The sequence below is a fragment of the Chlorogloeopsis sp. ULAP02 genome, from assembly GCF_038404745.2.
Lineage (GTDB): Bacteria > Cyanobacteriota > Cyanobacteriia > Cyanobacteriales > Nostocaceae > Chlorogloeopsis.
The window spans coordinates 51,062-77,312 of the sequence record NZ_JAYKTT020000069.1; the positions used below are offsets into that span (position 1 = coordinate 51,062).

The 26,251-nt window shown below is 41.7% G+C and carries 26 protein-coding genes; 13 read left to right on the forward strand and 13 right to left on the reverse strand.

Annotated elements, in window-relative coordinates; all coding sequences use genetic code 11:
* Positions 1-113: 113 nt before the first annotated feature.
* The 4 genes from U2718_RS23985 to U2718_RS24000 all read right to left on the reverse strand — a co-directional run bounded on the left by U2718_RS23985 (position 114) and on the right by U2718_RS24000 (position 3,179).
* Positions 114-1,808: an ABC-F family ATP-binding cassette domain-containing protein gene (locus U2718_RS23985; protein WP_341993422.1), complete on the reverse strand. Its 1,695-nt coding sequence runs from the start codon at positions 1,806-1,808 to the stop codon at positions 114-116.
* Positions 1,809-1,953: 145 nt separating this feature from the next.
* Positions 1,954-2,739 carry an Rpn family recombination-promoting nuclease/putative transposase gene (locus U2718_RS23990; RefSeq protein WP_341993423.1) on the reverse strand — a complete coding sequence of 262 codons (786 nt, stop codon included), beginning with the start codon at positions 2,737-2,739 and terminating at the stop codon, positions 1,954-1,956.
* A gap of 57 nt (positions 2,740-2,796) precedes the next feature.
* Positions 2,797-3,009 carry a DUF6887 family protein gene (locus U2718_RS23995; protein WP_411813360.1) on the reverse strand — a complete coding sequence of 71 codons (213 nt, stop codon included), beginning with the start codon at positions 3,007-3,009 and terminating at the stop codon, positions 2,797-2,799.
* A complete protein-coding gene (locus tag U2718_RS24000; protein ID WP_341993425.1) occupies positions 3,006-3,179 on the reverse strand; it encodes a DUF6888 family protein in 174 nt (57 codons plus the stop codon). The genes U2718_RS23995 and U2718_RS24000 overlap by 4 nt, the downstream gene beginning before the upstream one ends.
* 108 nt (positions 3,180-3,287) lie before the next feature.
* Here U2718_RS24000 and U2718_RS24005 point away from each other — a divergent pair, with 108 nt between their 5' ends.
* Complete coding sequence (locus tag U2718_RS24005; protein WP_341993426.1) at positions 3,288-3,920, forward strand: hypothetical protein; 633 nt, start codon at positions 3,288-3,290, stop codon at positions 3,918-3,920.
* Positions 3,921-3,938: 18 nt separating this feature from the next.
* Here U2718_RS24005 and U2718_RS24010 read toward each other — a convergent pair whose 3' ends face one another.
* Positions 3,939-4,733, reverse strand: a complete 795-nt coding sequence (locus tag U2718_RS24010) for a DUF2993 domain-containing protein (protein ID WP_341993494.1) — start codon at positions 4,731-4,733, stop codon at positions 3,939-3,941.
* Between the two features lie 472 nt (positions 4,734-5,205).
* On the opposite strand from U2718_RS24010, the gene U2718_RS24015 reads away from it, so the two are divergent.
* The 3 genes from U2718_RS24015 (at position 5,206) to U2718_RS24025 (ending at position 8,996) form a co-directional block, all read left to right on the forward strand.
* A complete protein-coding gene (locus tag U2718_RS24015) occupies positions 5,206-6,750 on the forward strand; it encodes an efflux RND transporter periplasmic adaptor subunit (RefSeq protein ID WP_341993427.1) in 1,545 nt (514 codons plus the stop codon).
* A gap of 23 nt (positions 6,751-6,773) precedes the next feature.
* Positions 6,774-8,045, forward strand: coding sequence for an ABC transporter permease (locus U2718_RS24020; protein ID WP_341993428.1), 1,272 nt, complete (start codon positions 6,774-6,776; stop codon positions 8,043-8,045).
* 285 nt (positions 8,046-8,330) lie between these two features.
* A complete protein-coding gene (locus U2718_RS24025) occupies positions 8,331-8,996 on the forward strand; it encodes an ABC transporter ATP-binding protein (protein WP_341993429.1) in 666 nt (221 codons plus the stop codon).
* A 20-nt stretch (positions 8,997-9,016) separates the two neighbouring features.
* On the opposite strand, the gene U2718_RS24030 is transcribed toward U2718_RS24025, so the two are convergent.
* The 4 genes from U2718_RS24030 to glyA form a co-directional block, all read right to left on the reverse strand.
* Positions 9,017-9,439: a type II toxin-antitoxin system VapC family toxin gene (locus tag U2718_RS24030; protein ID WP_341993430.1), complete on the reverse strand. Its 423-nt coding sequence runs from the start codon at positions 9,437-9,439 to the stop codon at positions 9,017-9,019.
* The gene (locus tag U2718_RS24035) at positions 9,426-9,686 is read right to left on the reverse strand and encodes a CopG family transcriptional regulator (RefSeq protein ID WP_341993431.1); all 261 of its coding nucleotides are present in this window, start codon (positions 9,684-9,686) and stop codon (positions 9,426-9,428) included. Before U2718_RS24035 ends, U2718_RS24030 begins: the two co-directional genes overlap by 14 nt.
* A 48-nt stretch (positions 9,687-9,734) precedes the next feature.
* Entirely contained in the window at positions 9,735-10,982 is a 1,248-nt protein-coding gene (locus U2718_RS24040) for a competence/damage-inducible protein A (RefSeq protein WP_341993432.1), read from the reverse strand.
* Positions 10,983-11,109: 127 nt separating this feature from the next.
* The gene (gene glyA / locus U2718_RS24045) at positions 11,110-12,393 is read right to left on the reverse strand and encodes a serine hydroxymethyltransferase (protein WP_341993433.1); all 1,284 of its coding nucleotides are present in this window, start codon (positions 12,391-12,393) and stop codon (positions 11,110-11,112) included.
* Between the two features lie 578 nt (positions 12,394-12,971).
* Between glyA and U2718_RS24050 the strand changes: the two genes are divergently transcribed.
* Together U2718_RS24050 and U2718_RS24055 are read left to right on the forward strand one after the other, a co-directional pair.
* Positions 12,972-13,169: a hypothetical protein gene (locus U2718_RS24050; protein WP_341993434.1), complete on the forward strand. Its 198-nt coding sequence runs from the start codon at positions 12,972-12,974 to the stop codon at positions 13,167-13,169.
* Positions 13,170-13,256: 87 nt separating this feature from the next.
* A complete protein-coding gene (locus U2718_RS24055; RefSeq protein WP_289790011.1) occupies positions 13,257-13,736 on the forward strand; it encodes a Tic20 family protein in 480 nt (159 codons plus the stop codon).
* On the opposite strand, the gene U2718_RS24060 is transcribed toward U2718_RS24055, so the two are convergent.
* Entirely contained in the window at positions 13,725-14,513 is a 789-nt protein-coding gene (locus tag U2718_RS24060) for a fumarylacetoacetate hydrolase family protein (RefSeq protein ID WP_341993435.1), read from the reverse strand. The genes U2718_RS24055 and U2718_RS24060 overlap by 12 nt on opposite strands.
* A 233-nt stretch (positions 14,514-14,746) precedes the next feature.
* Between U2718_RS24060 and rpsF the strand changes: the two genes are divergently transcribed.
* Both rpsF and U2718_RS24070 read left to right on the forward strand, forming a co-directional pair.
* The gene (gene rpsF, locus U2718_RS24065; RefSeq protein ID WP_341993436.1) at positions 14,747-15,067 is read left to right on the forward strand and encodes a 30S ribosomal protein S6; all 321 of its coding nucleotides are present in this window, start codon (positions 14,747-14,749) and stop codon (positions 15,065-15,067) included.
* A gap of 209 nt (positions 15,068-15,276) precedes the next feature.
* A complete protein-coding gene (locus U2718_RS24070; RefSeq protein ID WP_341993437.1) occupies positions 15,277-15,807 on the forward strand; it encodes an Npun_F5560 family protein in 531 nt (176 codons plus the stop codon).
* Between the two features lie 132 nt (positions 15,808-15,939).
* On the opposite strand, the gene U2718_RS24075 is transcribed toward U2718_RS24070, so the two are convergent.
* The gene (locus tag U2718_RS24075; protein WP_341993438.1) at positions 15,940-16,284 is read right to left on the reverse strand and encodes an STAS domain-containing protein; all 345 of its coding nucleotides are present in this window, start codon (positions 16,282-16,284) and stop codon (positions 15,940-15,942) included.
* 671 nt (positions 16,285-16,955) lie between these two features.
* Here U2718_RS24075 and U2718_RS24080 point away from each other — a divergent pair.
* Positions 16,956-17,585, forward strand: coding sequence for a DedA family protein (locus U2718_RS24080; RefSeq protein WP_341993439.1), 630 nt, complete (start codon positions 16,956-16,958; stop codon positions 17,583-17,585).
* Between the two features lie 104 nt (positions 17,586-17,689).
* Here U2718_RS24080 and U2718_RS24085 read toward each other — a convergent pair whose 3' ends face one another.
* Together U2718_RS24085 and U2718_RS24090 are read right to left on the reverse strand one after the other, a co-directional pair.
* Positions 17,690-18,892, reverse strand: coding sequence for an argininosuccinate synthase (locus U2718_RS24085; RefSeq protein WP_341993440.1), 1,203 nt, complete (start codon positions 18,890-18,892; stop codon positions 17,690-17,692).
* Between the two features lie 491 nt (positions 18,893-19,383).
* Positions 19,384-21,558 (reverse strand): PhoX family phosphatase, encoded by a 2,175-nt coding sequence (locus U2718_RS24090; protein ID WP_341993441.1) that lies wholly within the window; start codon positions 21,556-21,558, stop codon positions 19,384-19,386.
* 800 nt (positions 21,559-22,358) lie between these two features.
* Here U2718_RS24090 and U2718_RS24095 point away from each other — a divergent pair.
* The 4 genes from U2718_RS24095 (at position 22,359) to U2718_RS24110 (ending at position 26,196) form a co-directional block, all read left to right on the forward strand.
* Positions 22,359-23,327 (forward strand): glycosyltransferase family 2 protein, encoded by a 969-nt coding sequence (locus tag U2718_RS24095; protein WP_341993495.1) that lies wholly within the window; start codon positions 22,359-22,361, stop codon positions 23,325-23,327.
* A gap of 169 nt (positions 23,328-23,496) precedes the next feature.
* Entirely contained in the window at positions 23,497-24,291 is a 795-nt protein-coding gene (gene rpsB / locus U2718_RS24100; protein ID WP_341993442.1) for a 30S ribosomal protein S2, read from the forward strand.
* A 130-nt stretch (positions 24,292-24,421) separates the two neighbouring features.
* Positions 24,422-25,081: a translation elongation factor Ts gene (tsf, locus tag U2718_RS24105; protein ID WP_341993443.1), complete on the forward strand. Its 660-nt coding sequence runs from the start codon at positions 24,422-24,424 to the stop codon at positions 25,079-25,081.
* Between the two features lie 188 nt (positions 25,082-25,269).
* Entirely contained in the window at positions 25,270-26,196 is a 927-nt protein-coding gene (locus U2718_RS24110) for a hypothetical protein (protein WP_341993444.1), read from the forward strand.
* The last annotated feature ends 55 nt before the right edge of the window (positions 26,197-26,251 follow it).

Genomic DNA, 26,251 nt, shown 5'->3' on the forward strand with positions numbered 1-26,251 from the left:
CATTTCTTAAACTTTCGTAAACATTTTCTCATTTATGCGGTAAAAGTCGGTGGTGAGTAGTTAGTGGTTAGTAGGTAACAACTAACTACTCACCACTATCTACTAACATTTTCTCACTTCTTCTTCCCCGCAGCTTTAGCAGCTTTAGCAGCTTTCTTGGCAGCTTTTTCGGCAGCGATCGCCGCTAGTCTAGCTTGTTCTTTTTCTTCAGCAATTTTTTCTAGATAGTAGTGATAATCACCTAAATATACTCGGAATTCCCCATCCCGGATTTCTACGATTTTATTTGCTACTTGAGAAATAAAATACCTATCGTGGGAGACAACAATCGCAGTTCCTTCGTAATTTTGCAGTGCTTCTTCCAGCATTTCTTTTGCTGGAATATCCAAATGGTTTGTTGGTTCATCTAATATTAGTAAATTTGCCGGGCGCAAGAGCATTTTTGCCAACGCCAGACGTGCCTTTTCTCCACCGCTAAGAGCGACAACTTTTTTAAACACCGTGTCACCAGTGAATAAAAAGCGTCCTAGTAACGTGCGGACTTCTTCATTTTTCCAATCAGGGACTTCATCATGGATAGTTTCCATGACAGTTCTTTGTAAATCTAAAGCTTCTGCTTGGTTTTGCTCAAAATAACCGGGGATCACGTTATGCTCGCCTAAGCTAACGTTACCTTCTGTGGGTTCTTCTATACCCATTATTAAGCGTAATAACGTAGATTTACCAGCACCGTTGGGAGCGAGAAAAGCAATGCGATCGCCTCTTTCAATTAAGAGATTTGCTCCCAAAAATAAAATTTTATCGTCGTAGATGTGAGTTAAATCTTTGATTTTTATCACTTCTCGTCCGCTACGAGGTGCAGGCGGAAAACGGAAGTGCAATGTTTTGACATCGGAAGTGGGTGCTTCGATGCGCTCGATTTTTTCTAGCTGCTTTTCCCGGCTTTTTGCTTGGGTGCTGCGATTAGCACTAGCACGGAACCTATCAACAAACGCCTGCTGTTTCTCTAGTTCTTTTTGCTGGCGTTCATAAGCAGATAATTGCGCTACTTGGTTTTCTGATTTTTGTTGCAAGTATGCCGAGTAATTGCCAAGGTAGGTGGTGGAAACACCACGTTCAGTTTCCACAATTTGGGTACATAAACGGTCAAGAAACTCCCGGTCATGGGAGACTATTACCATCGGTGTGGTTAATCCTTTCAGGTAATTTTCTAGCCATTCAATAGTTTCTAAATCTAGGTGGTTTGTTGGCTCGTCTAATAGCAGCAAATCTGGTTGTTGCAGCAAAATTTTACCTAAGTTCATCCGCATCTGCCAGCCACCACTAAAGGCGCTGACAAGGCGATCGCCGTCCTCTGGCTCAAATCCCATTTCTGGCAATATTTTGCCAATGCGTGCTTCTAAACCGTAACCATCCAAAGCTTCAAACTGCCGCTGGAGACGATCTAATTTATTAATCAGTTTTTCCAATTCCTCTGGGGAAGCAGTTTGCATTTGGTGCTGCACTTGCACTAAAGACTGATTTACCTGGTTTGCCTCCTTAAAGACTGTCCAAAATTCTTCTCTGACTGTGCGAGAGGGATCAACATCAAATTCTTGGTTGAGATAAGCTATGTGTAAGCTAGCAGGACGAATAATTTCACCAGAAGACGGTTCAACCTCGCCAGTAATAATTTTGAGTTGTGTTGATTTTCCGGCACCATTGACCCCAACTAAGCCAATGCGATCGCCAGATTTGACTTCCCAGTTGATATCCTTGAGGACTTCACCAGTCGGATAAATTTTACTGATATGTTCTAGTCGCAACATTGGGTGTCTCCAAGGTAGGCAATTAGCAGCGAAGGCAGACTCACGTCGAGTCCAATCTTAACAAAATTTAATTACAAGTTTGGCACAATCAATTCCTTGAAGACGGAGAAATATTTTGGCTAGCAATAGGCTGATAGTTGCTGTATCAACTGGAGGATTGATTTTGTGAGGCTTCCCTGACTTGTGCGACTTCTAAACCTAACGCCTCTGCTATCTGTTCTACAGTTAATCCCAAAGCCAATAGCCGAGGTACTGCTTCTTGTTTGCCTTCTTGTTTGCCTTCTTGAAATGCGTCTTGATAAAATCGTGTCTGCTTTAACTCGCTTAAGCCAAACATAGTTTCTATCTCCTCCCTGCTCATCTTTGGGAACTTATAAACCAAAATCGTCTCTATTAATTCTAATAACTGCCGCTGTTTCGGTTCAGAGCTTATCTCTTGTTTAGTTCTATCTATTAGTTGCCTTGCTTGGGAAATAGCTATATCTTCATCTTCAATCACTAATTTAATAGTCGCAATGCTAATAGGTAGTGAAGTCACTTCACCTAACTCATCAAGATAAATACGTAGGACTCGCTGGCTTGTAAAGAATTCTCGATAATGTTGTATATTCGACGTGTCTACACTACTGCTGGGATATATGAGCACACCACGCCAGTCATTTTGTGGTGAGTTTTGCCGTAGGTATAGAAAGATTTCTGCAAACAATCGAGCGTAAATATTTGCATCAGTTTGAAACTGCACTTCAACAAAGTAAATAGGGCTTTCTTCGTGTGTGGGAAGAAATACACCATCAATTCTGAATGCAGTTTGTTTGATTTCCACTGATGAAAATTGATAGGTGTTAACCTCTTCTGTTGCTTCACCTATGAGTTCAAAAAAGATATCAGGAAATTCTTGAAAGAGACGATAAAAAATACTGTCAGTTTTCACGAAGTTGAAAATAAAAAGATTTGTATATTATGGCTATTTTACTAAAGTAATCCCTCTTTAGTCACGTTGATGTTTTCTGTCTTGGTACTGTCTGTGTAGCTCTGGGTAATGCTCTAGATGTTCTACAGATTCAGGTGCGGGGAAAACTGTAGCCTCAAGATCTTGAAATCGATCAATATATACTTGTAGTGCTTCTTGATCTTCTCTGTGGGCTAGGATGTAGCGCCTTAATTCTGCACGATTCATTGTTGTAAAATTGGGTTTGATCATACATACCGCCACTTTCTATTTGGATAAATGACAATTTCGGTTTCTTCACCTGCAAGAATGACTACGTGTTTTGTTCGCTGGTCAATTGTCACCAAATAAATTGGTAAGTACATTCTAGTATTTTGATAGCTGAGAATAAAGCAAGTGCGTAGCTGTTCGTAGGTTGGCATTTTCTTTCTGATGATTTTTCTGCAATTTACCATCACACACTTTTAGCAAAATGATGCGATCGCCCTAAACTCTGAAGAGTAACAATATGTACTTGGGGAGTATATGCTATGACACAACGAACACCACGTCCCCCGATTCTTAAACCAAATGAGACGTACACTTTCCGCAGTTACTTTCTAATGAAATTTGCTCCGGCAGATATTCTCAAAGAATTAGGAGCGGACTTGGTTAAGGGTGCTATTAATTTACCAATTGCTGATTCAAGTCAATTTACTAGACTCCAAGACTTACAACAGCGGTTAGAAGAAGGAATTGCTCGTGTTAGCTTAACTAGTGAAGCAGCGCGACGTGAAGTCTTAATTGCTCCCATCCTCTTAGAAGTAGCACACATCACAGAGGCTACAGTAAACATTGAATACCCAATCGAGGTCGATCAGTATCTTAGAGGAGATTTGGACTATTATCTGCAAGCAAAACACAGTGTACTCGTTGTGGAAGCAAAGCAAGCAGATTTAACACGGGGATTTACTCAGCTAGCAACTGAGTTGATTGCTCTTGATAGTTGGGTGGAGACAGAAGACTCGACTCTTTATGGTGCTGTGACAACAGGCGATATCTGGCAATTTGGTAGTTTTCATCGCTCCTCGCGGGTGGTAACTCAGGATTTGATGCTGTATAGAGTTCCCACCGATTTAGAAGTATTGATGCAGATTTTAGTGGGGATTTTGACGCAGGATTAGAAAGAGCGATCGCAACAATTAACCGCTACGAGGTATGCGTTCAATCTCCGCATAACCACTAAAAATTAACTGTTTTCCCTCGGTTTCCAAACGATTAAGCCGCATTTTTACTCCATCCAAATCAAAGCGATCTAAATCAACCATATTATCCAAAATTTCCGCTAGCGCCAGACTTAAGGTTTTAGACATTTCTCGCTGTGCTTCTGGCACTTGCTCAAGTTCAACTTCCGGATTTTGAAAAGAAACGCGTCTGCGCCTTTCTACAGCTATGGTGACAGTCATATTCAACGGCACGAGTTCGCCGTTGTTTAAATCTGCTTTTGCCCAAAGTTTGAGGCGATTTTGGGGTAACAACTGCACCTTGATTTCGCTAAAAGAGACTGGTTTGCCACCAGATAATGCTGTCAAAGCAGGTAAGGATAGGTTAACTAAACGATTTCTTACCAGTTCTGCCTGAAAAGACTGGTTGATACCGTCTTCTGACAATACGACTTGGGCGATCGCTTGTGTTGGTTGCTTCAAATTCAATTTGCCACTTAAAACAGAACCAAAATCAATCGCAACAGCATCGGTTTCAAAAGACATTTCCTCAACTGCAAAATCTTTGCGAATCACTAAGCCACGACCACTCATTTTAAAACTGTCAATACTGCCTTGTAAAAGTTTGCTGGAGGGATAACAGCGGACAAAGACTTCTATTGACTCGCTTTTGGTGAATAGGTGACGAATCGTTTGACTAGCAACGGTGTTGAGCATCCGCTCTCCCCAGTCGGTGCCTTTGGGATCTGTTAAACCTGTAAGTCCGCCGAACATTTGAGTTGATGCCTCTAGAAGTTCTTTGTATTTTTGTAACAAATTGTGAAGGATGCAGCAAGTCTTTGGCGATTGATTGTGCTGATAGATTAGTCAAGATATCCAATTAGATCTCAGCAAAATTTGTGACTTAGGTCATGTATAAAATTGGGACTTTTGCATCATACACTTGCGCCAGAGCGAATTATACGATGTTAGTTGCAGCCATGGTAAGTCGTCACAATGAGCAAATCTAAGCCAGCATTCGTCAAAGTTTAGATAAAATCCGATCGAGATATTGTTTCTTCTGGAGAATTACAAGACTTAAGTATATGGTGACATCAAACTTCCCAACGGAAACATTCTAGAAATAGATAATTGAAATAACACAGATTAAAAAAATTACAACTTTAGGGCTACCACAATCCAGTGACCTTGAATTCTTGCAGCAGTACCTCTGTAGTAGCCATTACTCCTAAACACAAAAGGTTAAATGAAAATTGATACCTCACACTCCTTAGATACATCAAATTTCTTTCCAGAAGCAAAGAAAAAGAAAAGAACTATTTGGCTATCTTGGCTACTCATTCTTTTGCTTTTAGGTGGAGTTGGTTTTACTGTATATCGTCAACTGGTTATTGTTCCTACTCGAAATGCAAGACAAAGGGTTTTAACTGCTCCTGTACAAAGGCAAAGCTTACCAATTGCAGTTTCAGCCAATGGTACAGTTAAGCCTGAACGGTCGATTAACGTTAGCCCTAAAGAATCAGGCGTACTCAAAGCATTGTTAGTCAAAGAAGGAGATACAGTCAAACAAGGGCAAATACTTGCTCAGATGGATGATTCTGATTTGCAAGGGCAACTCACCCAAGCAAGAGGACAACTAGCACAAGCACAAGCGAACCTACAAAAGGCGATCGCAGGCAATCGTCCTCAAGATATTGCTCAAGCACAGGCACAATTAGACGAAACGAAAGCAAACTTACAAAAGGCGATCGCAGGTAACCGCCCCCAAGATATTGGACAAGCTGAAGCGCGTTTAAAAAATGCTCAAGCCACCTTGACAAAGGCAGAAGATAATTTCCGCCGCAACCAGCAGCTGTACAATGCAGGAGCGATTTCCCTTCAGACTTTAAACCAAGCACGTGCAGATCGTGACAGCGTACAAGCCCAAGTAAATGAAGCACAGCAAGCACTGGCATTGCAAAAAGCAGGATCGCGTTCAGAAGATATTGAGCAATTGCGGGCGGTAGTAAGGCAAAGAGAACAAGCCCTAGCACTCCTCAAAGCTGGAACGCGCCAAGAAGATATTGACGCAGCCCAAGCTCAGGTGACTTCTGCTCGCGGTTCGTTGCAAACGATCCAAACGAAAATCAATGACACTGTACTGAGAGCGCCTTTTGATGGTGTTGTGACTCAAAAGTACGCCGATCCAGGGGCTTTTGTGACGCCAACAACCTCAGGCAGTGACGTTTCCTCAGCCACCTCTTCTTCGATATTTTCCTTAGCTTCTACAAATCAGGTTGTCGCAAATTTAGCTGAGACAAATATTTCCAAGATACGTCTGGAGCAAAAAGTCAAGATTAGAGCAGATGCCTTCCCAGGCAAAACTTTTGAGGGCAAAGTCAGTCAAATTGCTGCCCAAGCGACAGTAGAACAAAATGTTACTAGTTTTCAAGTCAAAATTTCACTTGGCTCTGACTCTCAAAATTTACTGCGATCAGGAATGAATGTGGAAGCAGATTTTCAAGTTGGTCAATTGCAAAATGCTATTGTTGTGCCTACAGCAGCAGTTGTGCGTCGGCAAGGAAGCACAGGTGTATTTGTTACAGGAGTAGGTAACGAACCAGTATTTACCCCTGTTAAAACTGGTGCCACAGCCAACAACTTTACAGAGGTCAAATCTGGATTGCAGGGAACTGAGAGGGTATTACTTAGCTTTCCACCAGGATCGCGACCGCAATCAACACCGCGAGGCGGAGTTTTCCCTGGCATGGGAGGTAGTTCTGGTGGTGGTCGAGGTGGCAGATCTTTATAAAATAGGTTTTAAATGCAGCTGTTATGCTTAAGGGTTTTTACATAAAAAAGAGTACCCGTACAGTTTCATTTGTAGAAATCTTGTCAATGGCTGCGGAGGCACTGTGGAGTAATAAATTACGCACAGGATTAACTATGCTAGGCGTAATTATTGGGATTTCCTCAGTGATTGCGATTACTTCTGTCGGTCAAGGTGTGCAAAAAGGAGTTGAACAACAAATACAAGCATTGGGTACAGATGTTTTGCAAGTCTTGGCTGGTGCTGCGAGAAGCGGATTTATCAGTCAGGGACTTGGTTCTACCAGTACTTTGACTTGGGAAGATGCCGAGGCGATCGCCCAACAAGCACCATCCGCTCAGATTGTCTCTGCTTACTTACAGCGAAATGCACAAGTTGTATATGGTGGACAGAACACATCAACAACAATTTACGGCACAGATTTGAACTACCCAGAAGTAAGAAATGTCTACCCGCAAGTAGGCAGATTTTTTACTCAGGAAGAACTTGATACTGCCACGCAAGTTGCTGTTCTTGGCCCTACAGTACAGAGAACACTTTTTGGAGAAGGTGCTAACGCTGTTGGTGAGAAAATTCGGATTCGCGGAGAAGCTTACGAAGTGATCGGGGTAATGGAGCCTAAAGGTTCTCAGGGGCCTATGGATAGAGATGACCAAATTTACATTCCCCTCACCAGTATGTCACGGAGATTAGTTGGTAACAATGCTTTAGCAGGTGTTTCCGTCAGTGGAATTTTAATTAAAGCCAGCAATCAAGAGCAGTTAGAGGCTGCTCAGTTTCAAGTAACTAACCTCTTACGCCTGCGTCACAACATTTATCCGCCAGCAGTTGATGATTTTCGGTTAACCAACCAAGCTGATATTGTCAATACTTTTACTAATGTTGTAAGTTTATTTACTGTGATGGTGGTAGCGATCGCCGGGATTTCATTGTTAGTAGGGGGAATTGGGATCGCCAATATTATGCTGGTTTCCGTTGTCGAGCGAACGCGGGAAATTGGCATTCGCAAAGCAGTAGGAGCAACTTATGCAGCCATTCTCAATCAATTTTTAGCAGAAGCGATCGTCATTTCTACCGTTGGAGGAGGCATTGGCATGGGAGCGGGTATTCTCATTGCCGCAGCCGCCGCAACTATCTTCAAGTTTCCGTTTGTCGTTTCTCCCTTATCAGTCATCGCCGGGTTTGGACTTTCATTCATAGTTGGGTTATTGGCTGGAGTGATTCCTGCACGCAACGCCGCCAAATTAGATCCAATCGCTGCTTTACGGAGCGACTAATGAAGCAGGAGGCAGAAGTGACGTTAGATGTGAATTACAAGGGCAAGCAGAAGCCATATTTTAGAAATCGACCACAGATGGACACAGATAAACACAGATAATTTATCCGTGTGCATCTGTGTTTATCTGTGTTCGTTATCATCATAAAATTGGATTTTTTAATCAATCTATCATTTGGTGCTACTCAACGTGAGTTCTACTAATTCACATTAGGCGTAAGTGATTAAAAATTAAAAGTTCAAGGCCAATTTGAAGAACAATCTAAAACCTAAAATCTAAAATCCTATGATTTGGATGGAGTCTATCACCAAAACCTACCGCTTAGGAGAAGTGGATGTCCCAGTACTCAAGGGAATTGATTTATCTATTGAGGAAGGAGAATACGTTGCCATTATGGGTATGTCGGGTTCCGGTAAATCCACTCTCATGAATATTATTGGCTGCCTGGATCGTCCGACAACAGGGCATTACGTCCTTGAGGGCAGAAACCTAACTACCTTTGACGATGATGAGTTAGCGTATATCCGCAACCAACGCATCGGTTTTGTATTCCAACAATTTAATCTTTTGTCGCGGGCGACGGCATTAGATAACGTCATGCTACCGATGGTTTATGCCAATGTACCAAAACCACAACGCCGTCAAAGAGCAATTGAAGCCTTAACTAAGGTAGGTTTAGGCGATCGCATCAATAACCGCCCCAGCCAACTGTCGGGCGGGCAACAACAACGGGTTGCCATTGCTCGTGCTTTGGTAAATCGACCGGCTTTAGTCTTAGCAGATGAGCCAACAGGAGCTTTAGACACTACAACTTCCCACGAAGTCATGGAATTGCTGACAGAATTGAATCACCAAGGAATCACGATTGTGATTGTGACTCATGAGCCAGATATTGCTGCTCAAACAAAACGGATTATTCGTGTTCAGGATGGTTTAGTTGTAGCTGGATAGTAGCGATCGCCCTCCACTTCTCAGCCATCCAACAACATCAAATTTTCAAACGGATACTGATTCTTCCAACGGTAAGCGTTAAAATCTCTAAAATCTACTGATAAAATTCTTCCATGCCCTAAATGCTCTGCTAAAACTACCAGCGAAGCATCGGCAAGATCCATTGGCAAGTTTGCATATTGTTCCATCAATTCACAAATGCGTCTGCCATGATGGGGTTGCAAATCAAAAACTGTTATTACTTCTAAAGATAAGTTATTTATGAAACTTACTTGAGCATGGTTGCCCATTGTAGTGAGGAGTAAGTAGCAAGTTTCAGTAACGACAGCCCAAGTTGTAATTAAAGGTTCGTTTATATTGGCAAGTATCGCTATTGCCTGAGCGTGATACTGGTCATTTCGATTTGCCAAAGCTAACCAAAACCCCGTATCAACTATAACCATATTTGGTTTTTAAGTTATCTTTCAAAATTGACTTGTAGTTTACAGATAAATTTGGTTCTGCCTCTCCACAACCAATAAAACCAGTTTCTATTAGCAATTTATGAGGGTTCTGTTGCTGCTGCTGAAGCTTTTGATAGTATAAGTCAATAGCAGACTTAATCACGTCGGTAACTGCCTGATTAGTCTGCTGTTTAATGCAGGCTAGTTTGCGAGCAGACTCTTCATCTAATCGAGCATTAATTCGCATTGTCTTTTCTACTTGTCATACTAAAGTATGACAATTTTAACATTTACACTATCTCGTCAACAACTTCCGGCGCAGCAAATCTAGTGCTGTACAGGCACTCAAATACCGAACAAATGACCGACTTCGCCCTGTACCAAACCGATATTCAATACTCTCCACGCTATTTGGCCCTGCTAAACCGATGTATACTAAACCTACTGGCTTAGTCTCTGTTCCACCAGTCGGCCCAGCAATACCAGTAATACTCAATCCCCAAGAAGTACCCAGGTGCGATCGTACTCCCAATGCCATTTGCTCTGCGACAGTAGCACTTACCGCTCCAAATTTTACTAAATCTTCTGGATTAACCCCTAAAAGTCTCTCTTTTACCGAGTTGTCATAAGAAATTATCCCACCCCAAAAGTAATCAGAACTACCAGATGTTTCGGTCAACATCTGTCCCAGTCCACCACCTGTGCAGGATTCTGCAACGGAAAGCGTCTCTCCTGCCTTCCGTAAACTCTGACCAACTACGGAGGCAAGTGTGTCATTATCAGCACCGTAATAATTTAGCCCAGCAATTTGTATGAGTTGTTTCTCCACAGGAGCAATTAACGCTTGTGCTTCAGTTTCAGAAGCAGCTTTGGCAGAAACTCGTAGCTTGACTTCTCCTTTACTGGCATAGGGTGCAACTGTTGGGTTGGGTAATTTGAGATAGGCACTAACTTTTTCTGCTAGAGCAGATTCACCAATGCCCCAAAACTTTAACATCCGACTGTAGATGATTTCCTTGCCCCAACCTTGGCTTTTTAAATAAGGTACCGCTGTTTCTTCCCACATTCTTTGCATTTCACTCGGTACACCAGGGAAGGTAAAAATAGTCAATTTAGAATGTGGTTGCCAGATGATACCCGGTGCCGTGCCAGTAGGATTAGGTAAAATTTTTGCTCCTTGGGGTATCAAAGCTTGCTTGCGGTTACTAGGAGTCATTTGACGATTGCGCTCTTGAAATTTCCGGGCAATATCCTCAATAATTTCTGAGCATTCTACCAAAGGAACACTAAAAAAATCGGCAATAGTTTCGCAGGTGAGATCATCAGGTGTAGGGCCAAGTCCGCCAGTAAAAATCAAAATTTCGGCTCTTTGACTAGCAATTTCGATGACGTGCTTTAACCTTTCTGGGTTGTCTCCTACTACTGTTTGATAATAGTGAGGAATACCTAATTTTGCTAACTCAATTGCCAAATATTGAGAATTGCTGTTGAGTATATTTCCTAGTAGCAGTTCAGTCCCAACACAAATAATTTCTGCACTCATGAGATTGGGGAATAGTGATTAATTGGCGGGAGTGGTTCCCAATTCAGACACTTGTCGGTAGGAAAGTTAATAAATTTTTGATTTAAGGTTAGCTAATGGCCATTAGCCATTAGCTATTGACAACCTCTTATGCTAAAGCTGGTACGGAAATTTCCAGATGTGTATACAAGGGGAAGCGATCGCACAAAGCTGCCACCCGTCGGCGACAATCTTCGCTTATTGCTTCAGAATCTGGATTCAACAAGCGATCGGCGATAATATTACCAATTTCCGTGAATTCTGTAACTCCTAGCCCCCGTGTTGTCATTGCCGGGGAACCCAGCCTTAAACCGCTAGTTACAAATGGCGACTCTGGATCAAAAGGAACAGTATTTTTGTTAGTTGTGACATTCACATCACTCAAAAACCGTTCTGCCTTCTTACCCGTCAATCCTATACTGCGTAAATCTACTAGCATTAAATGATTATCAGTTCCATCTGATACTAGTTTAAAGCCACGCTTTTGCAACTGTGCAGCCAAAGCACGGGCATTTTCAATGACTTGGGCAGAATAGGTCTTAAACTCTGGCTTGAGGGCTTCTCCAAAGGATACTGCTTTTGCAGCGATGACATGTTCAAGAGGCCCCCCTTGAGTTCCAGGGAAAACAGCTTTATCCAATTTTTTACCCAATTCTGGATCACGGGTCATAATTAAACCACCCCTGGGCCCACGTAAAGTTTTATGAGTAGTAGTTGTCACTACATCACAATAGGGCAGGGGATTGGGGTGCAAACCACTGGCAACCAAACCAGCAATGTGAGCAATATCTGCTAGTAAGTATGCGCCAATTTCATCAGCGATACTGCGGAATTTTTCAAAATCAATGACACGAGGATAAGCAGAATAACCACAAATCAGCAGCTTAGGACGCTCCCTTAGCGCCAGCTCCCGAATTTGGTCATAGTCTAATTGTTCTGTTTCCTGATTGACACCGTAATGAACAACTTTGAACCACTTACCAGACACGTTCACAGGTGAACCGTGGGTAAGATGTCCACCATGAGACAAGTCCATGCCCATAATTTTGTCCCCTGGTTCTAGCAATGTCAAAAACACCGCAAAATTTGCCTGTGCGCCAGAATGAGGTTGAACATTGGCATGAGCAGCACCAAACAATTGTTTGATTCGGTCAATTGCTACCTGTTCAATTTGATCTATGAATTCGCAACCGCCATAATAACGTTTACCGGGTAATCCCTCGGCATATTTATTTGTCAGCACTGAACCCTGTGCAGCCAGTACAGCAGCAGAGGTAAAATTTTCACTAGCAATCAACTCCAAATGGTCGTGTTGACGCTTTAGTTCTTTGTTAATTAACTCCGCAACGATAGGATCGGAGGAAGTCAGAAAATCTGAATTTTTGAGAGTCACTTTCAGTTATCCTTAAGTCAATTTGCACAATAGTTGGTGTAAGGTACAAGGCAGCAGCGTATATATTCGAGTCCACAGTCAAGAGTCCATAGTCAAGAGTCTGGGCTTCAATGTTTTTGTAATTGTTGACAATTGACTAATGACTTTTGATATTTATTTGTCTTGACTGAACTGAATTACCAGACGCAAGCTCGATAAGTGCGTTAATAATCATAACGCTCTTTTCTTAATATCAAGTATGAACTATTTCTGATTGCAACTTGTTCTCGTGAATTTATGTATTGCTTTTTACTACATCTTTAAATATCCAACTTACAATTAATTTAAAGTCCACTTGGGTAATTATGCTTGGGTTGCTATCAAACAAAATTTTCCAAAGCAAGGAAAGGCGATTAATATAGCAACGGATGAAATCACTATTTTGACAGAGTAGGTTAATTCTCAGCCTTTACAGGTAACCCAACTGCTATACAATTCACTAACTAGCTGTTTAGTAACAGACTGATCGCAAGCCATAGTCAAAATATTAGCCCAAGAGGAAATATGGGAAACAATTGAGGAACTACAGGAGGGATTGGATGCTAGTGATTTTAATGGAGGATCAAATCCTTGCCCCTCAGCAGGTTTGCCAATCTTGTTTACTCGCTGATAGTAGTGGTCAACCTCGGTGGCGTCAAGGTCAACTTCGCTGTGGTCATTTAGTCCGTAAAATTACTGAGCAACAGCCAGACCAGTATGAGTGTCTGATGGGGTTCCGGATTGTTAATATTGAATGAACCGAACCCCCAGGATGTAACTAATGACTTAACTGCGTTATTCTAGGTTCATGTAACTATTGCAGTTTAACCATAGGAGAACGCAATATGACTTGGCGCGGGTCTACAACGGTTAAAGATAGAATTTTTGCTAGCTTGCCTTATTTGTTGCCTTTAATTGGTGTACTTGGATTCGGTTTATATTTATTCCGACAATTTCCTGCACTACAAGTGTTGTTTATACCGCTTCAACCCGTACTAGTCCTCTACGGTATCTTGGGGCCATATGGCGAACTGATTATTTTCTTTGCTTTATTTCTTTTGGTGGTGAGAAACGAAAAAATCAATCATTTTATTAGGTTTAACACATTACAGGCCTTACTATTAAACATTATTGTGTATCTGTGTGGCATAATTGTGCGCCTTGTCGCGCTTCCTGGTTTAAGTTTTGCACTCCAAACGGTGGCAAGTACTATCTTTATCGGCATAGTAGTAGCAGTCGTTTATTCCATAGTCCAGTCGCTGTGGGGGCGTTACGCAGAAATCCCCGCTATTTCTGATGCAGTGTATATGCAACTACCGCGCTAGTTTTTCACGAGCCACGACTTTATTTTCTAGGCGGCCTATACCTTCAATTTCCACACGAACGCGATCGCCGATGTTTAACGGCCCAACTCCCACTGGTGTACCTGTTAATATTACATCTCCTGGTAAGAGTGTCATGACTTGACTAATATAAGACACTAGAAAATCTGGAGAAAAAACCATCTGGTCAATAGTAGCAGATTGTACGGGAGTGACACTTTCATTTAAGAAAGTTTGCAATCTGGCTCCTGGACTGACTTCACGGACGATCCACGGGCCTAAAGGACAGAAAGTATCAAATCCTTTAGCTCGTGTCCATTGCCCATCTTTTCTTTGTAAATCCCGCGCTGTCACATCATTGGCGATCGTGTAACCCCAAATTTTTGTTTGGGCTTCCTCCGGTATGCAATCAACAGCGCGATCGCCGATTACCAGAGCCAATTCTCCTTCGTAGTCCACTCTTTGTGATTGGCGCGGATACTGTATTTCTGCCAGAGAAGCAATCACAGAGGTAGGTGGTTTAAAAAAAAGGAGTGGCTCAATTGGCACTTCACTTTCCATTTCTGCGGCATGCTCTGCATAATTTTTCCCTACCGCTACAATTTTTGAAGGAGCGCAGGGAGCCAAAATTTGATAATCCTCTGGTTCCAATACCAAATCTGTAGGTTGACCTTGCAACCAAGGCGGAGCATCCAGAACCTGCACCTTTAAGGAGAGTTGTAGCAACCCATAGTAAATCTGTCCTTCCTGATTTTGAACTCGCACATAGCGCTGCGCCATAACCTTGATCAATATCCTACTGTTTGAGATCAAATCACCTTTTAAAGTCAATAGTCTATAGTTCACAGATCGTAAACTAATAACTAGTTGAGTAGATTTAGTTAAGCATTAAAATAGAAAACTGGTAAGATTATAATTCCTTGTTGCTTTAGATGTTGATAGGTATTTGTATTAAAAAAGACATTAAGCACCTGTTGACATCAGCAGCCATATTGTCCAGAAGGAGATGAATCGTGCAAATAATTTATGAAACAATGTACATCCTGCGCCCAGACTTGGGAGACGAGCAGGTAGAGCAGGCTATTGCTAAATACGAAAACTTGATTCGAGAACAAGGGGCTGACAATATCCAGATTCAAAATCGCGGTAAGCGACGTTTAGCTTATGAAATTAATAGGCAACGGGATGGTATTTACATCCAAATGAATTACACTGCTCCTGGAAACATCATCGCTGTTTTAGAACGAGCTATGCGTTTGAGCGAAGAAGTAATTCGCTACTTGACTATTAAGCAAGAAGTGCAACAACCCCAAGCTCCTACAGAAGCAGCATAATTTAGGCTAGTGGTTAGTTGTTTGTTAGTAACTACTAACTGCTAGCTATTAAAATTGTAAAAAAGTAAAAAAATTTGCTTTCCCCTACTTGCTGATTTCTCCGAGAATGCTAAATTAGCAAGTAATCGGAAGTATTTGCCTAAATTATCACTTCCGTGTTTTTACTTAAGATACATAGTAAAGTTCTGACATGGGAGCTAGTTGCCACTGTGAGCCAAAATGACACATCTACTATTCAAACGCTCTCTATAGAAGTATCGAAATTGCGCCAAGAATTGCAACTTCGCGATCAATTAGTACAACAGTTGTCTCAAGAACTCTTCCGACTAGTCAAGGGTAATACTAACTTTATGCCTCAAGTGGAAGTGTCAGAGCGTCATCAAAGTGAACTCCAGGCTTTACAAGAACAAATACAAGCAGTCGAGGAGCAGTTGACGTTCTATCAAGAGCAAATAGCAAGTCGCGATGGCGAAATTTATCAGTTGCGTCAGTCAGTGCAAGAACTAACTGATCGCAGCCGAATGTTAGAGCAAGTAGTACAGGAGTTACCTCAAATATATCGCCGTAAGTTTGAGGAGCGCATGGCTCCAGTCAGGGAAAAGGTGGTAATGCTACAACGAGAAAATCGCCAGTTGCAAGCAGAACTACAAAGTGTGAGCTACCGTCTAGCGCTGAAAACTCGTACTGCCTCTCATAGTGGCATCGATCTGCCCAACTTTTCGCGTCCGGTATCTGGTTAAATTAAATTTTTACCTGTACAGAGTGGTACTTGCAACAAAATACCACTCTTTCGGCAATCAATAATAACTATAGCCTATGTCACTTACCTGCTATAGCCATTATTTTTGCAATGAGTTTAGTTGTTTTGTTTGCTAGCAGCAGACTGCTTTTGCTGATGATTCTGGGATGTCTTCGTAAGTATTAACAATTTCAAATACTGAATCTAGTTGAGTAAGCTCTAAAATTAACCTGACAGGAGCTTGTACATTACAAAGTAGCAGACGACAACCACTTTGACGGGCGGCTTTTAACCCTTGAACCAATGAAACCAGCCCAGAACTATCCATGAAATCTACTTCGGCAAAGTCGATCACCCAGAGCTGATTTTGCTGGGGTAATACTCCAGCCATTTTTTCACTCAAAGCCATCCCACCGTGTAAGTCTATGCGTCCTTGGGGTTTGAACAATATCACTTGATGTTCTGATGTTAGAGTCATGAACTTAACTGGGTAGTTGAAAGACTGAAACAAAAAAGCAGAATTTTGACACAAATACTGTTTAGCCTGCAAATACTCAACTGACTGCCTTATCCAAACTTTTTGGAATTCGCTGTTATGAACTTGCAAGGAGTAATATCAGTATTCATGCCGTATAATTTGTTTTAACTTTCCCCAATATAGGCATAACCGCCCAAGAATTTTGGTAGCATCTGTATCTTTTAACAAATTTTTATAATTTTCCGAGCTATTTATAAAGTTTTTATAAAATAAAAACATTTATATTTCAGTAGGTATAACTATGTGGTATCCGATTACCACTAACATTATCCTAATGTTTGTTGTTAATAATACCAATTTTAAAAAATTATGATCCAAATTTGGAGAGTAAATCTATCTAATATTGTACGAACTATTAAAATTAGGGTAAATTAAAAAACAAATTTTATGCTAAGTACTAGTAATAATACTTAAGAAGATTAAAAATTTTTACCAAATAAAGAACTCTGTTCAGTGAGAATATTTCTGAATAGGGGTTCTCAGGTTTTATTAGCTTTACTTGCGATCAAATCGCAGTTTATCCCTTGTATCGTAGATTTGGATTGACACATTAACTAAAAAGGAGACAAGATTATAGTAAAAGTAAAAATTTGTAAAGGCAGCGGTGCTGAATGTCTGTTGAATTCATCTCGCTAGAAAATATCCAAGCAATTGCCCATGCATATGGTTATTGGGCAGTTTTTTTGGGAATTCTGTTAGAAAATTTGGGTATTCCCATTCCTGGTGAAACCGTAACATTAGTGGGCGGTTTCCTGGCTGGTAGCCACGAACTAAGTTACTGGCTAGTTCTAGGTGACGCGATCGCAGGAGCGGCGATCGGGGGAGTTTGCGGTTATTGGATTGGTAGAATTGGCGGCTGGCCTTTGCTTGTACGAGTTGGCAGCCTGTTTAAAATATCGGAAGTGCGACTTTTAAATATCAAAGAACAATTTAGTGAAAATGCGGCAAAAGCAGTGTTTTTTGGGCGCTTCTTTGCCCTATTGCGAATCTTTGCTGCTCCACTGGCTGGTATAGCTGAAATGCCATTTGGAAAATTCTTATTTTTTAACCTCCTAGGAGCCAGCGTCTGGGCTAGTGTGATGGTAACGCTTGCTTTCTTTGCAGGCAGAATTATTTCCCTAGAACAATTAGTTGCCTGGGTGAGTCAATTTGCGATCGCTGCGTTACTCATCCTTGTAGCTGTAATTGCGATCCCAATATGGTTGGAAGCTCGGCAAGAGCAACTGGGGGCTAAGGATTAGGGATTAGGAGAGTCGGAGAGGGGGAGAGAGGGAGAGAGGGAGAGTGGGAGAGGGGGAGAAATATCCTCTCCGTGTCCCCGCGTCCATTTCCTAGCCCCTAGCTCCTAGCCTTTAGTTTGCTGTGCCCAAATGCGGGTAGGCAAACCCCAAATGTAGATAAAGCCTTCAGCTGCTTTATGATCGAATTGGTCTTCGGCTCCGTAAGTTGCCAAGTTAGGAGTGTACAAAGAGTTTTCGGAACAGCGCCCAACAATAGTAGCGTTACCCTTAAATAACTTCACTCTCACAGTTCCAGACACTCGCTCTTGCGTTTTTTGAATAAACCCATCAAGGGCTGCTTTCAAAGGGCTGTACCACAAACCGTTATAAATTAATTGGCTGTAAGTTTCTTCAATACCCCGCTTGTAGTGGGTAACATCTGCCGTTAAAGTTAGACTTTCCAAATCACGGTGTGTTTGTATTAAGACTACCATTGCGGGAGATTCGTATATTTCCCGCGATTTAATTCCTACTAAACGATTTTCAATCATATCGATGCGTCCAACGCCGTGATTTCCTGCCAAATGATTGAGTTGCTCGATTAGCTTGATCGAGTCTTTGTGTTCGCCGTTGAGGCTAGTAGGAATGCCTTTAGTAAAACCAATTTCAATGTACTCTGGCTCGTTTGGGGTGTCGGCGATCGCCTTAGTCATCTCATAAATTTCTTCTGGTGGTTCAAATGCTGGATCTTCCAATAAACCAGCTTCAATACTTCGCCCTAATAAATTTTTGTCAATGCTGTAGGGAGAAGATTTTTTAACTGGTGCTGGGATGCCAAATCTTTCCCCATAGGCAATAGTTTCCTCACGACTCATTCCCCATTCTCTAGCTGGTGCGAGTATCTTCAGATTAGGGTTGAGGGCAGCACAGGCGACATCAAAACGAACTTGATCGTTACCCTTACCAGTACAACCGTGAGCGATCGCATCAGCACCATATTTTTCTGCGGTTTCTACTAATGCCTTAGCAATCAGCGGACGGGCAAGAGCTGTTGCTAGAGGATAGCGATTTTCATACAACGCATTAGCTTGAATAGCGCTAAAGGCATAATCTTTGATAAAAGTTTCTTTAACATCCACGACAAGAGATTCACTAGCACCAGATTTCAAGGCTTTTTCTCGAACTGCTTCTAACTCATCTCCTTGTCCCAAGTCTGCTGCTAGGGTAATCACTTCTTCCACACCCCACTCATGCTTGAGGTAGGGAATACATACAGATGTATCTACTCCGCCAGAATATGCCAGTACAACCTTTTTGGCACGACCCATCAGTTTCTCCAGTTAAAAAAGCAAAGAGTGAGTGATTATTATATACAATTCATCACTACATATTTTAGTTATCAATAAAATTAGTAGTAATTTACCTAAAATATATACACGATAAAGCTTTTAGTTTATTTTTGGGTGATTACAACCACGCACAAATATTTATTAAATTTTCATCATAAAGTGACTATTTTTATATAAAGCAAGGTGTAGATATCCGACTTCTTAAAGAAGTCATGTATCTAGTTAGAACTGCAATAGTTAAGCAATTAGTTATTTACAAGTCAGAAAAGAACACTATTATTTTTAGTTTTAATTTACTCTTCTCCAAATTCATAAAAGCAAAAAATCATATTTTCTGAAAAAAGAACAATCAAAAAAGACAAAAAAATACCGTAGAGTTTGATAGACAATTCTCCACGGTATATGACTGGCTTGAAAAAGCGATCGCAAAACAAATCTACATTTTGACGTTAGTTTTCTAAGAAAAACGATTACAACCCACCAATGATGCCGCCGTCCTTGCGCGTAATCACAACTGTTGAAGAACGGGGGCGTCCGGACGGGCCATATCCTTGACTGTAAGGCCAGTTACTGAACTGTGTGGGATTTGAAGCAACTGCACCATCGCCGGGGTGCTGAATATTAACAAACATAGTTTTACCATCGGGTGTAGTGATTACACCAGTTACCTCACAGTTCGTTGGGCTAGTCAAAAAACGTCTGATCTGTCTAGTGTTGGGATCGGCACACATCATCACGTTACTACCGATATTTTTCCAATCACCCAAACCGTCACCCTCCTGATCAGTCTGTATCCAGAGGCGACCGAAATAATCAAACCACAGACCATCTGGAGCCCCAAAGTCGTCACCATTGATATTACCGACATGATTTGGATCTGGATCGAGTTTATCACCGCACTCAACGAAAAGATCCCAAGAGAAAGTAGCGGCTTTAACACTACGTCCATCTTCACGCCACCGAATAATATGACCGTAGCGGTTGTCAGGACGAGGGTTGGCAGCATCGACCGGAGGACGGGCGCTGCCTGCGTTTGTTGTGCCATCAGGCTTGTTAGAAGAGGCTGGAGTAGTTCCGCGACGATTGTTGTTTGTCAAAGTACAGTAGACTTCAATCTCCTGGTATCCGCCAATTCGGGGACGCACAGCAACCCACTCTGGTCGATCCATCATCGTTGCACCAACTCGATCTGCTGCTTGGCGTGTTTTGACAAGCACTTCCGCTTGGCTTCTAAATCCGTTCTCAGGTGTCAATCCGCCTTGACCATATACCAAAGGAAGCCACTCCCCAGTACCATCATCCTTAAACTTAGCAACGTATAGGATACCATGATCAAGCATATCGCTATTGGCATCGCGACTGAACTGATTTAAAGGTCTGGCACAAACAAACTTATAAATATACTCGTTGCGCTCATCGTCGCCCATGTAGAAAGCCACATGGTTATTGTCATCCACAACAACCTGAGCGCTCTCATGCTTGAAGCGACCAAGCGCAGTACGCTTTACTGGTTTACTTTGTGGGTTGTAGGGATCGATTTCAACTACCCAACCAAACAAATGGGGTTCAAGTGGATTTGTGCTGGCATCGAAGCGTGGATCGACTTCATGCCATCGATAACCGAATCCTGTTTTCGAGATGCCGTAGCGTTTTTGTCCTGTCAGGATATCGGACTTCTCAACTCCCGGAATGGAAACTATATCTTCTGTAGGGTTAGCGAAGTAACCGTTCCAGTTTTCTTCACAAGTTAGGTAAGTACCCCAAGGAGTGTAGCCGTGGGCGCAGTTGTTGATCGTGCCGTATGCCGTGTAGCCATTATTTAGTATGCCGATGTCAATCGAGCCGTTTGGCGTGATTGAAAATTTCTTTGATCTCAAAAGTGTATCGCCTGCTGCGGGGCCAGAAACGTACATCTCTGTATTAGCGGTGATGCGGCGACCATAGGACGAATTACGGTTAAACTTCCAGCTATTGCTAGTCTTGAATATCTCCACAACAGATACGCCGTGAGCAGCCTGAGACTTGCGTACCTTCTCAATCGTGACTTGCGATCCAGGTAAACCGGACTGAGGCGCAGTTTCCGTTGCTGGAATGAAAGTAAGACCATCAGGATGAAGGATTTCCTCATGGGTATATTCGTGGTTCACACACAGAAGCCCACGATTTGAAGTCCGCTTCTTGCCAAAAAAGCTTCGTTCCCGAAGTGGGAAGTAATGCATCCCATCAGTATGCATACCATACTGCTTTTCTTGGGCAGCAGCATTTTGTGAAGCGTCTGATCGCCAGTTTGGTGCGCCAGGCATAATCGGATCGCCCCAGGCAACAAGTACTTCAACCTTATAACCTTCAGGAACACTAACAAGATCCTTTTCTAGAAGTCCAGTAGCTGGGTTGTTCAGATTCGGTGGGATACTCTTGAAGCCAATGCCACCAAATCCTTGTCCTGGTGGAATCGGCGCTGCCTCAACACTGTGGAGAAAGCCACCAATAGAAACTTCACCCATGACAGTAAGCACGGATGTACTCGCCGCCGTAATTATGAATCGCCGACGACTCATACTGAAACGTTCAATTACATCACGGATTGATTCATTACCGGATGGATTGATGGTCACATCGTTTTTAGGATGAAGGGAACCTTTCATTCTGAATACTCCATATAAGATTGAGAGATTTACTATTTATTTTCTGGGGAAAATATTATGTCGAGAAATTGAAGATATTACTCGTTTCAACATCTATTAGGAAAAGCCTAGTGTCAATCTTTGATAACTTAAATCATCGAATTTCAGCAGGGAACGATTGCTATACAAATTAGTGCCTAAACAATAAATAGGACACAGATTTGAGATGCAATATCTACAAAGTCTGAAGATTCAATCTTGTTTTTAAACTTGCCAATCTCCATAAAGCTGATTTGAAGTTTAGCCTTTAAAGAATTCAAAAAAACCTAAGTGTGATAGCGAAATCTAAATCAACATTATTTGCTGCCTGATTTTGCTAACTGATAGAACCAAGCAATCTTTTTAGGTCAATACAGACAAATCAATATGTATGTAAGAAGAATGTAATTATCGACAAACTATAATTTAAAAAATAAATATTAAGAATAGATTATGTAGCGGTTAATTGAAGAGAATTTAAATGATTAAAAATAGATTATTAATTGATTAAATAAATATTAAGTTTATCTATTTACTATAAAAAGTTCCAAGATAGATTAAAAAAATAGAAAATTTTATATGTAAAAAATAAAAACAATATTTCAAAATAGGAAAATATATTAATTATTTATAATTTCCCAAAAAATCATGTTTTGTGCATTACCCAGAATTTATCCTCATCGCCAGTTATTAATTCTGGCGTGATGACCAAAGTTAGATAGTCTCCATAGCTAGATTTAGTAAAGGAACAGTGTTTGTATCCAGGTTGTCCTATCTTAGAAGTGGGCAATAGTGTTGTGAGTGAGACTGTGTTTTTAAGCGTCGTTATTCCTACGTACAATCGCAAGCCGATTTTGGAAAAGTGTCTCAAAGCATTGGAGGCACAACAGTTGAGCGTGTCGAGTTCAGTGAGTGATTATGAAGTTGTCTTAGTAGATGACGGCTCCACTGATGGCACATTGGAGTGGTTAGCAGAATACAAAGACGAGTTTCCCCACGTGCGAACATTTCAGCAAGACCATCAAGGGCCTGCCGGTGCAAGGAACTTGGGAGTAGAGCAAGCACGGGGAGATATTATTATCTTTATAGATAGCGATTTGGTAGTCACAGAAAATTTCCTGCAAGCTCATGCTGATGCCTTAGTGGAAGGACAAAAAAATTTGGGAAGCGATCGCTTCTTCACTTATGGTGCGGTGATTAATACTTGTAATTTTGACAATCCCACCTCTGAACCATATAAGGTCACAGATTTTTCAGCAGCTTTTTTTGCAACAGGTAATGTAGCTATTCCCAAGTATTGGTTAGAAAAAGCTGGACTTTTTGATACTTGCTTTCAACTCTATGGCTGGGAAGATTTAGAACTAGGTGTAAGACTCAAAAACCTGGGTTTGAAATTAATTAAATGTCCTGCCGCTGTTGGCTATCACTGGCATCCACCCTTTGACTTAGAGCAAATTCCCCGTTTAATTGACAAAGAAATTCAACGGGGGCGCATGGGAGTTTTGTTTTATCAAAAGCACCCAACTTGGGAAGTGCGAATGATGATTCAAATGACTTGGTTACACCGCTTACTATGGGGAATTCTCTCGCTTAATGGTACTTTGAATGAACGCACAATGGCTCCATTTTTGCGATGGTTGATTAATCTAGGTAAACCCCAACTAGCTCTAGAAATTGCTCGGATTTTTCTGAACTGGTACAACGTTAAAGGCGTGTATGAAGCTTATGCTCAACTAAATTATGAATTGTGAATTGTGAATTATGAACTATGAAATTAAGAGTGGTACTGTAATTCATCATTCAGCATTTTTTATGTTACCCTAGTATGGTTCTTTAATCTCGCACATCTGGGATTTCGGGTGTTTCTGACAAAGAAATACGCCTGGATGGAGGTTTAACCCGAATCGGAGTTGAGAAAATATGCCAGTTGTTTCATTGGCTCAAATGATGGAGTCAGGGGTTCACTTTGGTCATCAAACCCGGAGATGGAACCCAAAAATGTCTCCCTACATCTACACCGCTCGCAACGGAGTACACATCATTGACTTGGTGCAGACTGCTCAGTTGATGGAAGAAGCATATACTTATATGCGATCGCAAGCTGAACAGGGCAAAAAGTTTCTTTTTGTTGGTACTAAGCGGCAAGCTGCTGGTATTATTGCCCAAGAAGCCTCTCGTTGTGGCGCTCATTATATTAACCAGCGTTGGTTGGGCGGAATGCTCACTAACTGGACAACAATTAAAACGAGGGTAGACCGTCTCAAAGACTTAGAACGCCGGGAAGAAAGCGGCGCTCTCGACTTGTTGCCAAAAAAAGAAGCCTCAATGTTACGCCGGGAGTTGGCGAAGCTCCAGAAATACTTGGGCGGTATTAAAACCATGCGCAAAGTCCCAGATGTGGTTGTGATTGTAGACCAACGACGGGAATACAACGCAGTTCAAGAATGTATTAAATTGGGGATACCGATTGTATCCATGTTGGATACAAACTGCGATCCAGATGTCGTAGATATTCCAATCCCAGCAAATGACGACGCCATCCGCTCGATTAAGCTAATCGTCGGCAAATTGGCAGACGCAATTTATGAAGGGCGTCACGGTCAGTTGGATGTAGAAGAGGAATACGAAGACTACGAAGGTGCTGAAGAAGATTACGATTACGAAGAAAGCGACTATACTGATTCGCTGATTCCCGACGACGAAGAAGAAGAGTAGTCAGTTATCAGTTAGCAGTTGCCAGTGAGAAGCTATGATCTGAAAACTGATTACTGTTTACTGTTAACTGAAACAAGACTCAAAATCCGAGAGCAATTACAACTGTCAGTCAAGTAGGAATTGAGGCAAAATGGCGGAAATATCTGCAAAACTTGTCCAAGAGCTACGCCAAAAAACAGGCGCTGGCATGATGGACTGCAAAAAAGCGCTGAAAGAAAACGATGGTGATATGGCAAAAGCCGAAGAATGGCTGCGCAAGAAAGGTATTGCCAAAGCTGGAGCAAAAGCAGATCGAGTGGCAGCAGAAGGACTGATCGGCAGCTATATTCATACTGGCGGTAGAGTAGGTGTGCTAGTTGAAGTAAACTGCGAGACTGACTTCGTTGCTCGCCGCGAGGAGTTTCAAACTCTGGTGCGGAACGTGGCTATGCAGGTTGCGGCTTGTCCGAATGTAGAGTATGTGAAAGTAGAAGACATTCCACCCGATGTTGTCGCCAAAGAAAAAGAAATTGAAATGGGGCGAGATGACTTGGGCAACAAACCTGAGGCAGTCAAAGAGAAAATTGTTCAAGGAAGAATTGAAAAGCGCCTGAAGGAATTGACTTTGCTGGATCAGCCTTATATTCGCGACCAAAGTATCACTGTAGATGAACTAGTTAAACAAGCGATCGCTCAACTTGGTGAAAACATCCAAGTACGTCGCTTCGTTCGCTTCGTTCTCGGTGAAGGAATTGAAAAGCAAGAAACTAACTTTGCGGAAGAAGTAGCTGCACAAATGAGTGGCAAATAATTTTCAGTTGTTAGTTGTTGCTACCTCAGTAATTAATTTAAAGACAGGTCAATCATAATTGCTTGACCTGTCTTTCGTTAACAGTACATCTAACCAAAATCTAAAATCCTTTAGTATAGTGAAGCTAACAATGTAGGTGTACATTTGTACCAAATTATTCTGGTTCAAATGGGCAATAACGAGAAGATATGGTAAGACCAATTGAGCGAATAGAGCGGGATATTGCAGTTTTAGAAGAGACGATAGCCGCGATCGCAAAAGAACTCCAAACTGCTTATGCCAGTTATCTAACCAGCTTAGGAAAAGCTTTACAACAGCAACTGATTCTGGCTAGCTATCATCTTTGTACTCAAGGGTATCCTGAAAAATTTTTGAAATTGAGCTTGAGTAAGCGGCAAAATTTACAACAGGGTATCCGTAATTTGGGTAAACAGGCAACTGAGCAGTTAATAGCTTTAACTCAAAATGAGGATGAGCAACCAGAGCCAAAGGAAGAACAAGAAGATATAAGAGCAGGAGAAACAACAGAAGCACAAGAAGTTGAACAAGTAGAGGAAGTTGAAGAAGTGGAGAAAATAGAGGAAGATAGTGTTGCTGATACCCTCTTTTTAGAAGCAGTCTCTCCTCCTGCCCTAATCTCAAAAACTCTTGTGACGCCAAATACCTCTAATCCAGTAGAACTGATGAAATGGCAACAGTATCTTGAGAGATCTACCCAAGACACCCTCAAAAGAGTTTCTCGTGAGGCTAATCTTTTGTTACAAAAAGCGGGGATTTTACCTAAGAAATTGCCTGAACCAATATTAGAAGCGGCTGTGGCGGTATCAGAAGCATCTGCCGAAGTTGTACCAGGGCCACCCAACCTTCTCAATTTGGTGATTGAAATTGAAAGTGAAAAGCAGTCAGAAGAATCGACTCTGACACAGATTATGGCTATTAACCTGCGGCTTGGGGAAATTGAATTTGCCGACACAAAAGTTTCGTCTGAACGCAAACAGATCCGCAGTATAATTGCTCAACTTAACAAAATTGGGCTGGACTATCAAAAAAAACAGCGAGAGCGATCAATCGCTCAAGCTGAAGCAGCATGGCGTGCTAGTTGGTTTGATGATTAGTCATTGATTTGTCCTTTGTCCAAAGTTAAATGACTAATGACCAATGACTACTGAC